The organism is Helcobacillus massiliensis (genome assembly GCF_014191425.1).
GTDB classification, from domain to species: Bacteria; Actinomycetota; Actinomycetes; order Actinomycetales; family Dermabacteraceae; genus Helcobacillus; species Helcobacillus massiliensis.
On sequence record NZ_JACHWP010000028.1, the window covers coordinates 1 to 10,547 of the forward strand.

At 68.1% G+C, this 10,547-nt stretch carries 10 protein-coding genes and 2 pseudogenes; 4 read left to right on the forward strand and 8 right to left on the reverse strand.

From position 1 onward, the window contains the following. Positions 1-538 (reverse strand): annotated as a pseudogene (locus FHX50_RS11815) (hypothetical protein); the annotation flags it as partial. A gap of 424 nt (positions 539-962) precedes the next feature. Here FHX50_RS11815 and FHX50_RS11820 point away from each other — a divergent pair. Next, entirely contained in the window at positions 963-2,420 is a 1,458-nt protein-coding gene (locus FHX50_RS11820) for a purine-cytosine permease family protein (protein ID WP_239376479.1), read from the forward strand. After that, on the forward strand, positions 2,413-2,979 hold the full coding sequence (locus tag FHX50_RS11825) for a cysteine hydrolase family protein (protein WP_343064099.1): 567 nt from the start codon (positions 2,413-2,415) through the stop codon (positions 2,977-2,979). Before FHX50_RS11820 ends, FHX50_RS11825 begins: the two co-directional genes overlap by 8 nt. A 75-nt stretch (positions 2,980-3,054) precedes the next feature. On the opposite strand, the gene FHX50_RS11830 is transcribed toward FHX50_RS11825, so the two are convergent. The 4 genes from FHX50_RS11830 to dsdA form a co-directional block, all read right to left on the reverse strand. Beyond that, the gene (locus FHX50_RS11830; RefSeq protein WP_183377234.1) at positions 3,055-3,201 is read right to left on the reverse strand and encodes a zinc transporter permease; all 147 of its coding nucleotides are present in this window, start codon (positions 3,199-3,201) and stop codon (positions 3,055-3,057) included. Positions 3,202-3,249: 48 nt separating this feature from the next. Further along, complete coding sequence (locus tag FHX50_RS11835; protein ID WP_183377233.1) at positions 3,250-3,555, reverse strand: ArsR/SmtB family transcription factor; 306 nt, start codon at positions 3,553-3,555, stop codon at positions 3,250-3,252. Between the two features lie 66 nt (positions 3,556-3,621). After that, complete coding sequence (locus FHX50_RS11840; protein ID WP_183377232.1) at positions 3,622-5,427, reverse strand: ABC transporter ATP-binding protein; 1,806 nt, start codon at positions 5,425-5,427, stop codon at positions 3,622-3,624. An 87-nt stretch (positions 5,428-5,514) separates the two neighbouring features. Continuing rightward, positions 5,515-6,891, reverse strand: coding sequence for a D-serine ammonia-lyase (dsdA, locus tag FHX50_RS11845; RefSeq protein WP_221187373.1), 1,377 nt, complete (start codon positions 6,889-6,891; stop codon positions 5,515-5,517). 82 nt (positions 6,892-6,973) lie between these two features. Here dsdA and FHX50_RS11850 point away from each other — a divergent pair, with 82 nt between their 5' ends. Then, a complete protein-coding gene (locus FHX50_RS11850) occupies positions 6,974-7,792 on the forward strand; it encodes an LppP/LprE family lipoprotein (RefSeq protein ID WP_183377365.1) in 819 nt (272 codons plus the stop codon). Between the two features lie 56 nt (positions 7,793-7,848). Here the strand turns inward: FHX50_RS11850 and FHX50_RS11855 are convergent, their stop codons facing one another. From FHX50_RS11855 to FHX50_RS11865, 3 genes are all read right to left on the reverse strand, one after another. Further along, positions 7,849-8,718, reverse strand: a complete 870-nt coding sequence (locus FHX50_RS11855) for a sulfite exporter TauE/SafE family protein (protein ID WP_183377366.1) — start codon at positions 8,716-8,718, stop codon at positions 7,849-7,851. Positions 8,719-8,806: 88 nt separating this feature from the next. Then, entirely contained in the window at positions 8,807-9,199 is a 393-nt protein-coding gene (locus tag FHX50_RS11860; RefSeq protein ID WP_183377367.1) for a type II toxin-antitoxin system death-on-curing family toxin, read from the reverse strand. After that, positions 9,196-9,399, reverse strand: a complete 204-nt coding sequence (locus FHX50_RS11865; RefSeq protein ID WP_183377368.1) for a ribbon-helix-helix protein, CopG family — start codon at positions 9,397-9,399, stop codon at positions 9,196-9,198. Before FHX50_RS11865 ends, FHX50_RS11860 begins: the two co-directional genes overlap by 4 nt. Before the next feature lie 135 nt (positions 9,400-9,534). On the opposite strand from FHX50_RS11865, the pseudogene FHX50_RS11870 reads away from it, so the two are divergent. Then, positions 9,535-10,547 (forward strand): annotated as a pseudogene (locus FHX50_RS11870) (PD40 domain-containing protein); the annotation flags it as partial.

Here is a 10,547-nt window from a genome sequence, read left to right on the forward strand (position 1 = left end):
TGAGCTTTCCGGTCGCTGCCCAATTGACCGTGTGATGCACCTGGTTCGCCGCGCCGTTCGTGGGCTGCGGCCCAATGCCTCCCCCACCGTTGACAGTGCGGGTGCCCCAGCTGGTGACGACGCTCGTGAGACCGCGCCCGGTGCGGACCTTGGTGGCGGACAGGTCGTTGTAGCTCATCAGGCGCACACCGAGGTTGAGCGGTTGCGTGGACGAGAACGTCACTGGGCAGCTATCGGCGTTCGTGACGTTCACATAGACATCAGTGGCGTATCCGTTGCCAGCGCCGAGCGGCTGATAGAAGTTGATGTCGAGTGAGATCGGCTTGCCGTTGCAGAAGAACTGCTGCTCGGCTTTCAGGAAGGCGGCGTCGATCTTCTGCACAGAGGCGCTGTTGCAGGTGCCGCTGGAGGCTGCGTACGCCGGCGCCGCAACGGACACCGCAGCGGCGGGCACCGTCCACGCCGCACCGGCCGCGAGGGCGCGGCGGCGGGAGAAGTCTCGCCGGGCAGAGGTGGTGGACGAGTCGCGCTCAGTCATCGGAGAGCCTTTCTGGTGGAGGGATGGTCGGGGGCCCATGCGCGCCGGCGGTCACCTACCGATGGGTTAAGACACTTGTACGGCGCTCATCTCCAGCATGCTCCCGTTACCTGAACGAGATCAACAGGGCGTGACCGGTCCCCACCCGCCCGCGACCAGTGCGGCACCACTCGGGCGCGCCATGACGGCATTCATCCCACCACCCCCGGCGCATACCAGCCCCAGTGCCTGCCCGGACCGGGGCTACGATGGTGGCACTGTTCCCACCCGCCCGGCGCTCTCCGATCTCCGCGCCGCGGCCTCACTCCTCAAGGTGTCGCCTGTGAGCACTGCTGCCCCAGAACCCCATCGTCCACCATCCGGCGCTGCACCCGTCGGCGCTGCACCCGTCGGCCCCGACCGCACCCTCGTCGAACGCAACGGGATCGACGTCATCGCCGAATCGGAGCGCACCGCCGCACCCCACCAGCTCTTCTGGCCGTGGTTCGCCGCCAACGTCTCCGTGTTCGGCATGTCCTACGGCGCGTGGACCCTCGGCTTCGGCATCTCCTTCGTGCAGGCCGTGATCGTCTCCATCATCGGCATCGTGGTCTCGTTCCTGCTGTGCGGCCTCATCGCCATCGCCGGCAAGCGCGGCTCCGTCCCCACGATGGTGCTGTCCCGGGCAGCGTTCGGGGTGCACGGGCAGAAGGTGCCCGGCATCGTCTCGTGGCTGACCTCCATCGGCTGGGAGACCATGCTCGCGATCTCCGCCGTGCTCGCCACCGCCACCGTGTTCGAACTGCTCGGCCTCGCCCACGGCACCACCGTGCTCGTGATCGCCGCGGTCGCGATCGCGGCGCTCATCGTGGGGGCGTCCGTGCTCGGCTACCACACGATCATGCGGATGCAGTCGATGCTGACGTGGGCGACCGGCGCGTTCACCATCCTGTTCATGATCCTCGTGATCCCCCACATCGACCTCGGCGCCGTGATGTCGATGGAGAACGGCACGGTTCAGCAGACCGTCGGTGCGCTCGTCATGGTGATGACCGGGTTCGGGCTCGGCTGGATCAACATCGCCGCGGACTGGTCGCGGTACCAGCGCCGATCCACGTCCGACGGGGCGATCGTCGCCTGGAACACCATCGGCGGCTCCGCAGCCCCCATCATCCTGGTGACGTTCGGCCTCCTCCTCGCCGGCTCCGACGCCGACTTCGCCGCTCAGGTGGGCGATGACCCGATCGGGGCGCTCGCCACTCTCCTCCCCCTGTGGGCGCTGATCCCGTTCTGGATCGTGGCGGTGCTGACCCTCGTCTCCGGCGCGGTCCTGGGCATCTACTCTTCGGGCCTCACCCTGCTGTCCCTCGGCGTGAACATCCCCCGCCCCGCGGCGGCCGCAATCGACGGCATCATCCTCACTCTCGGCACCGTCTGGGTGGTGTTCTTCGCGCAGAGCTTCATCGCGCCGTTCCAGTCGTTCCTCATCACCCTCGGTGTGCCGCTCGCCTCCTGGGCAGGCATCCTCATCGCTGACATCCTCAGCCGCCGCGCCGACTACGACGAGCAGGCCCTGTTCGACGCGCGCGGCCGCTACGGCTCGATCGACTGGACCTCGATTGGGACGATGGCGGTGGCGTCGCTGGTCGGTTGGGGGCTCGTGGTGAACTCCTTCGCCGGGGAGGCCTCGTGGAACAACTGGCAGGGCTACCTGCTGGAGCCGCTCGGCCTCGGCAGGTGGAATGCGGCCGACGGGTTCTGGGAGGGCGACTGGGCGTACTCCAACCTCGGGGTGCTGCTGTCGCTCGTGCTGAGCTTCCTGGTGACCCTGGTGCTGCGGCGCGGCTCGATCCGCCGCCAGGAAGAGGGGGCGCTGGGCCGCGGTGAGGGGCGTCGTGGCTGAGCCTTCGCCGTTCCTCGTGATCGTGGACCCGCAGGTCATCTTCGCGGCGGACGGCAGTGACTGGCAGTCGCCGTTCTGGGCCGACGCCGAACCCAACATCCTTCGCCTCGCCGACGCGTTCGGTGAGCGGGTCGTCGTGACGCGATGGCTGCCCACCGCGAACCGCTCCACCTCGTGGGGTGACTACTTCGAGGCGTGGCCGTTCGCCGACGTCCCCGCCGACGACCCGCTGTACGACCTGCTGCCGGGGTTCGAAGACCTGTCCCCGCACCCCACGGTGGATGAGCCGACGTTCGGCAAATGGCATCAGCAGCTGCGCGACATTGTGGGTGACGCCACCGAGGTCGTGGTGGCGGGAGTGTCCACGGACTGCTGCGTGATCTCCACCGTCCTTCCCGCCGCCGACGCTGGCGCCCGCATCACCGTGGTCGCCGACGCCTGCGCCGCTTCCACCGCCGAGAACGGCGCGGCGGCGATGCACGTGATGGGGCTGTACCCGCCGCAAGTGCAGATCACGTCGACCGCCACAGTGCTGGCGTCCCGCGCCACCACAACATAAACGCCTTCGAATCATAAAAACGCCCGCCCCATCAACCACGTGCGTGATCGATGGGGCGGGCCATTGCTGGAGCGATCAGTGCTCGCAGTAGTGATCACCGTGCTCGGCGTGCTTGTGGCCATCGTGGATGTAGTCCACGTGGTCACCGTGCTGCACTGCTTCGTGACCGCAGTTCTCGCCGTGAGTGTGCTCTTCCTTAGTGTGGTGCTTTTCGCAGGACATGTCCGCTCCTCTGTCAGTGGTGTTTTCTGGTCTGCAGTGCCTGCACAGTCAATGCTGGGCACCCGCAAGGTTTTCAGCAGTATGAGCGAGCGCATCTTCAACCACGTGCAGCACATGCTGATCCGCGATTGAGTAGCGGACTTCCTTGCCATGCCGGCAGCAGGTCACCAATCCCACGCTTCTCAGCGCTTTGAGATGCTGCGACACCACAGGCTGCGCCAAGTTCGACGCCTCCGCGATTCGCCCCACCGGCATTTCCCCATCACGCAGCGTGAGAAGCACACCGACTCTGGCCGCATTGCCCAGAACCTTGAACAGCTCCGCAGTTCGGATGAGGTGGTCCATCTCGCTCATATGCCCAGCCTGACACACATATTGTTTTATTGCAATATCTTGATGTGTCGGTTGGGGGCGCCCCGGCTATCCAGTGATCCCGAACCGCTCCAACTGCTTGCGGGCGCCCGCGTTCTGCATCGCCAGCAGCTCCGCGTAGATGCCGCCGGAGCGGGCCAGTTCCGCGGGGGTGCCGATCTCGTCGATCTGCCCGTCCTTCAGGGTGACGATGCGGTCCACGTTCGCGATGGTGGACAGGCGGTGCGCGATGATCAGGGAGGTGCGGTCCGCCATCAGTTCGTCGAGACCGCGCTGCACTTCGCGTTCGCTCTTGGTGTCGAGGGCGCTGGTGGCTTCGTCGAGAACGAGGATGGGGGCGTCCTTGAGGATGGCGCGGGCCACGGCGATGCGCTGCTTCTGCCCGCCGGACAGCTTCAGGCCGCGCTCCCCCACCACGGTGTCGTACCCGTCGGCGAACTTCTCGATGAAGCGCTCCGCGTTGGCTTTGCGGGCGGCTGCGCGGATCTCGTCATCGGTGGCGTCGGGCCGGCCGTAGGCGATGTTCTCGCGGATCGTGCCGGAGAACAGAGACGCATCCTGGAACACCACGCCGACTCGGGCGCGCAGGTCCTGCACCTGCAGGTCCGCCACGTCGTGCCCCGCCACCGAGATGCGTCCCGAGCGGGCCTGGTAGAGGCCGAGCAGGAGGTTCACGATGGTGGATTTGCCGCCGCCGGACTCGCCGACGAACGCCACCTTCTCGCCATGATGGATGCTGAAGGAGATGTCCTGGAGGACATCGACCCCTTCGTCGTACGCGAAGTGGACGGAGTCGAACTCCACCGTCGGCGCCCCCGCCACGGGTGCGATCGCGGAATCGCGTGACTGCTGCAGGGTCCGCATCGGGGAGCGGGCATCGATCGGGGTGTCCATGACGCGGAAGTAGTCACGGGAGCCGGCGATGGCGCGCTGGGCCATGTCGATGAGGTAGCTCATCGACTCCACGGGCTGGCGGGCCATCATCATCATCTGGATCAGCAGCACCATCTCGCCGACCGTGAACGCTCCCTGCACGGTGTTCACGAAGATGATCACGTAGATCGCGAAGAACACGACGTTGAGGGCGGTGCGGCGCAGGATGTCCATCGTGTGCCAGTGCTTCGACTGTTCACGAGTGGTGGCGTCGGTCGTGATGAAGCGGCGGGTGAAGGCGTTCAGTTCGCCCTTCTCACGCACGAACGACTTCACCACGCGGATCTGCCCCACCACTTCGCTGAAGCGGCCGGAGGCGATGTCGATCTGTTCGTTCTTCTGCCCTTCGAGCTTCTGCCATTTCGTGGAGGTGAGGGCGGTGAGCCACACGTACACGGGGAACACGATGGCGAGCAGCACGGCGAGCGGCCACGCGTACCAGCCGGAGATGACGAGCACCGCGACGGTGGTCAGCAGCATGGTCGCGAACATGTTGGACATGGTCTTCGCGAACTGCGAGATCTCGGTGATGGAGCGGTTCAGGCGCGCCACGATGGTGCCGGTGAGTTCGCTGTCGTACCAGGACTGCGGCAGGTGCAGCAGCTTCTCGTAGTAGCGGACCGAGAGGATGGTGCGCATGCGGTTGGCCATGACGTCGCCGTACCAGCCGCCGATGTTGTGCAGCAGCGCCTGCGCCGTGAGCGCCACGAGGATCCACACGGCGGTCCAGATGATGGAGGACATGGCGCCGTCGGCGGGGCCGCCGTTCGCGGCGGAGGCGGCGACGATGTCGGTGGCGTGACCGACGAGGAACGGCACCAGCAGGGTCGCGACGGTGGCGAGGGTGCTGGTGAGGAGGATCGCCAGGTAGAACGGCCAGAGCCGACGGGTGAAGCTGAGGATGCGCAGGAGGGGTTTCATCGTCTTCGAACCTACTCCTGCGCATCCTCGCGCGGCCAGGATCAGTGGGGAACGCGGCACCTCAGCCGGCCGCGGACCTGCCGCGCCTCAGCCGGCTACGCGCCGGCCCCGCTGCACGTAGGCATCCATCTCCTGCTCGGGCACCATGGAGCCGCCGGTCAGCCACGCCAGGTGCATCGCGTCGGTCGGGAGGTTGAGGCCAGCTCCCCGCCCGGCGGCGATGCGGGCGGCGGAGTCGAGGGCGGCCGCGGAACTGGGCTCCACCCGGATGCCGTCGGCCTCGGAGAGCTGGGCGAGGCGGCGGAACATGGCGTCATCGCCGACCGTCACGAACGCGTCCACCAGCTTCTCCACCGCGGCGCCGACGAACCCGGAGGGGCTGGCGCAGGCGAGGCCGTCGGCGACGGTGACGTTGGTGAGGCCGATGTCCCGCACCGAGATCTCCTCGTGGGCGCCGGTGAGGACGCCGAGCAGCATCGACGGGGACTGGACGGGCTCCACGAAGATGCAGCGCACCGCGTCACCGAATTCGGTCTTCAGGCCGAAGGCGACACCGCCGGGGCCGCCGCCCACACCGCACGGCAGGTGCACCACGAGGGGTTCGGCCTGCGTCGGTGTCCGGCCTTCGCGGCGCAGCTGGGCGGCGAGGCGGCGGCCGGCGACGGCGTAGCCGAGGAACAGGGAGCGGGAGTTCTCGTCGTCCACAAAGTAGAGGGAGTCGTCGCCGGCGGCCTGGGCGCGGGCCTCGGCGACCGCGACGGAGTAGTCGGCGTCGTATTCGACGACTTCGACGCCGTGGGAGCGCAGCATGTCCTTCTTCCAGGCGCGGGCGTCGGCGCTCATATGGACGCTGACGGCGAAGCCGAGCTGGGCGGACATGATGCCGATGGACAGGCCGAGGTTGCCGGTGGAGCCCACGGCGATGCGGTGGCGAGCGAACAGGGCGCGGGCGTCGTCGCCGGCGAGGATGCTGTAGTCGTCGTCGGTGGAGGTGAGGATGCCGTGGGCGAGCGCGAGCTGTTCGGCGTGGACGAGCACTTCGTAGATGCCGCCGCGGGCTTTGATGGAGCCGGAGATGGGGAGGTGGGAGTCGAGTTTGCCCCACAGGTCGAGGGAGCCGACGGGGCCGTCCGCGAGCGCGGCGCTGGTGCCGGGGAGGGCCGCGAGGGGAGACTCGATGATGCCGGGGGTGCCCCAGTCGGCGGCGGAGGAGGCGGTCTGGGGGAAGACAGCGGCGAGGTAGGGGGCGAAGCGGCGGAGGCGGGCGTCGGCGTCGTCGATGTCGGCGCGGGTGAGGCCCACGCTCGCCAGACCGACGGATGCCGGTGTGGTGAGAGCGGGCTCGTTCAGCCAGATCGTGGGGCGAGCGGCGGCGATCTCGCTGATCACGGGGTGTTCGCGCTCCCAGGCGGCGAGGGGGCGGCCGGCGAGCAGGTGGGGCTGCGTGTCAGGGGTGCGGTCCATGCGCCGATCATGTCATGCATGGTGCGCCGTTCGGCGGGCACTGACGGTTCCGATGTGTCCGTTCTGCGGATATTCTGTGACCATGAAGCGCTTGCACCGCGCCGGCCTGGTTCCGGCGCTCACTCTCACTGCTGTTCTGGGTCTGTCGGGCTGCGGCCTGTCGTTCGGCGGTGATGAGCCGTACGCCAAGGACGATTCGGGCGGCGGGTCGTCGTCCCCGGCGTATGCGGGATCGGAGAACAGCCCCGGCGCGTCCGACGGAGGCGGCGAGTCGCCCTCCGCTTCCCCCACCGAGTCGGAGTCGCCGAGCCCGGAGGCGAGTGAGTCCCCGTCGGCCTCGAAGAAGCCGTTCCAGCCGGCGCCGTCCTCCACCACGGACAGCCCTCAGCAGGCGGCGCCCACCCAGCCCGCGCAGCCGGCCCCCGCGCAGCCGGCCCCGGCTCAGCCGAGCAGCGCGCCCGAGGACGGCGGGCCCTACCATTCCCAGTTCAACGAGTCCGACAGTGACTTCATCGACGCGCCGGTCACCGCACCCGAGGGCCTGCCGCCGGAGATGGTGAAGGGGTATCGGAAGCTGAAGTCGCCGCCGTCGGGGGCGTGGGCCGAGGACCACATGCAGCCGTGGATCACGTATGACACGGCGTCGGACCTCTCCTGGGTGCAGGTCATCAGCACGGACAAGAAGTACAGCCAGATCCTCCTGTTCCACAAGGGGAAGTACATCGGCGTCACCACCGGCAAGGCGCAGCCGGGGCATCAGACGGTGACGCGGATGTCCAACAGTTCGATCCTCGTGATCTACCGGACGGATCGGGGCAACTACCAGGTGACCTACACGTGGCAGCCGGGCAATAAGAAGGAGCCCGTGCGAATGGACGGCGACGCCCCCGTCATGAACTGACGCCGAACGGCCCCCGTCGGCGAGCGCGTTCAGCGCTGCCGCCGCGGCGGGTGCCCTCAGAGCACCAGTGTCTCCACCAGGGTGAACACGCCGACGGCGGCGAGCAGCCCGGAGAACACCAGGGTGAGGGTGGAGGGGCGCGCCTTCTGCGACAGCGGCCCGCCGAGGAGCGAGCCGGTCATGGAGCCGGCGAGGAACAGCAGCACGAGCGGCCAGTCGATCTGCACGTCGGTCCCGATGCGGGCGATGAGGGACACCGCGGAGGACATGATCATCACCAGCAGGCTGGTGCCGGCTGCGCGCCGCATGTCCAGGTGCAGCCCGATCACGAGCATCGGCACCACGATGAACCCGCCGCCCACACCGAAGAACCCGGTGAGGAGGCCGGTGAGGGTGGCGGCGGCGATGAGGAGGGGCAGTTTGGGGCGGCCGACGGGTGAGAGCGTCGCCTCGGTCCTCTGCTCCGCCTCGGCACTGGTCTCAGCGCGGGATTCGCCTGCCGCATCGGCGCGGGCTTCGGCTGCAGCGTGGGCGCGGGCCTGGGCTGCGCGGCGGTTCTCGCTGCGGCGAGTCTCCAGGCCGCGCCTGATCATCGCGACCGCTACGAGCATGAGCAGCGCGGAGAACAGGATGAGCAGGATCTGCCCGGGGACGAGTGCGGAAGCGCGGGACCCGGCGACAGCGCCGACGAGGGAGATGCCGCCGAAGATCAGGCCGTCGCGGACGGCGACGGAGCCGCGCCGCCAATGGTGGATGATGCCGACGATCGCGGTGACACCCACGATGACCAGGGACTCCGCGGCCGCTGTGTGGGGGTCCTGCGCGAGCAGGTAGACGAGCACGGGAATGGAGAGGATGCCGCCGCCGGCCCCGAGCGCGCCGACGACCAGGCCGATGCCGAGGCCGAGGAGGATGGGGAGGACCATGCCCCCATGGTCTCACTGAGCAGGCACGCGATGTGAGGCGCGAAGCCGGAGGTGGAGTTGAATGCAGAAACTGGTACGAACTGCTCGATCAACGACGATGGCCCTCGGCGCCGTCTCGAACGCACCACGTTGCCAGCAGTTCAGCACTTTCACTCATGCCAAGCCTGCCTTCGGCAACCCCAATGACCAGGTCATACGCGTCATCATCTGGGGCGACGAGGTCCCACCCGTTGAGTCCGAGGAAAACATGAACAGCAAGGAACCCAAGCCTCCTGTTGCCATCGACCAATGGTCGATGGCAAACGAGTGACTCCAGCAGTGCTGCGGCCTTTTCCATCTCCGTTGGGTATGCATCATTGCCCCACAGAGTCGCGGTGGGACGTACGGCAGCAGCTTCGAGGAGTCCCAGGTCCCTGATTGGCCCACCATCAAGATCATCGAAGAGGCCCAAGAGGTCCACAAGGTCCAAGAACTGTGTCATTGACCCAGCCGGTCCAGCAGCTCGGCATAACGAGCCCGGCCCGATGAGGACAGTCGGCGCACCTGTTCACGATGGGCGCGACGCTCAGCCGCCTCGCGAATCGCACGGGCGACCGTCTCCTGTTTGCCGAGCCCCTCGGCGCGCGCAAGCTCGGCAAGCAGTCGATCGTCATCGGGGGAGAGTCGAAGAGTCATGGCCATGACAACATGGCATCAATCCGGTACCACTGTCGCGATCCCCACCTCGGCTCCTGCGGGATGTCGCACCTCTCTGGCTCGCCTTCAGCAGCATCAAGGCTTGCGCGCCAGATCACACCCGTGTCTAGAATGGCTCTCATGACGATCACGCCTCCTGCTTCGACGACTGCTGTTCGAACCGATGGGGGCGCTGCCCCGTCGGCCTACCTCCGCCATCCGGATCTGCACGATGACCTGGTGGTCTTCTGCGCCGCCGACGACATCTGGGCCGCTGACCTCCCCACCACGGAGGGGCCGGCCCCGCATGCGCGGCGCCTCACCGACGACGGCGTGCCCGTCTCCTACCCCCGCATCTCCCCCGACGGCGCCCATGTCGCCTTCACCTCCAGCGCCACCGGCGCCCCCGAGGTGCATGTGGTCTCCACCGACGGCTCCGCCGACGCCCGCCGCCTCACCTATTGGGGCAACCGCAGCACTCGAGTCGCCGGGTGGCTGGAGGACGGCCGGATCCTCGTCACCACTGGTCACCGCGCCCCGAACACGCAGCGCGACGCGCAGCTGTGGGCCCTCGACCTCGACGGCGGCGCCGACCTGCTGCCGTTCGGCCGCGCCGGTGAGATGGTGCGGCACTCCTCCGGCGTGACGGTGGTGGTGACGCCGTGGCGGAAGGAGCCGGCGCACTGGAAGCACTACCAGGGCGGCACCGCGGCGCGCCTGTGGGTCTCCCGGGAGGACGTCCCACTCGATGCCTCGCTGTCCGAGCACGCGCAGCGCACGTGGGAGCCGCTGCGCGACGACCTGCTCGCCTCGAAGACCCGCCTCGCGTTCATCGGCGACCGTCTCGTGTTCGCCTCCGACACCCCGGGCGAAGGCGCCTCCCTGACCGATCGTGCCTCCGGGAATCTGTGGTCCATCGCGCTGGATGGGACCGATCTGCGCCGCCACACCGACATCGACAGCGCCGACGGGTACCTGCGCGACCCGGCCGTGTCCGGTGAGCGGATCGTATTCACCTCCCGCGGTCGACTGTTCGTGAAGGACTCCCTCGATGCGCCCGCCCGGGAAGTTCCAGTGCAGGTCAGCGGTGTGGGCGCGTCCCGTCGGCCCGCCCTGGCGGACCCGGCGCATGCGCTGATCGCGGCGCGGCCCAC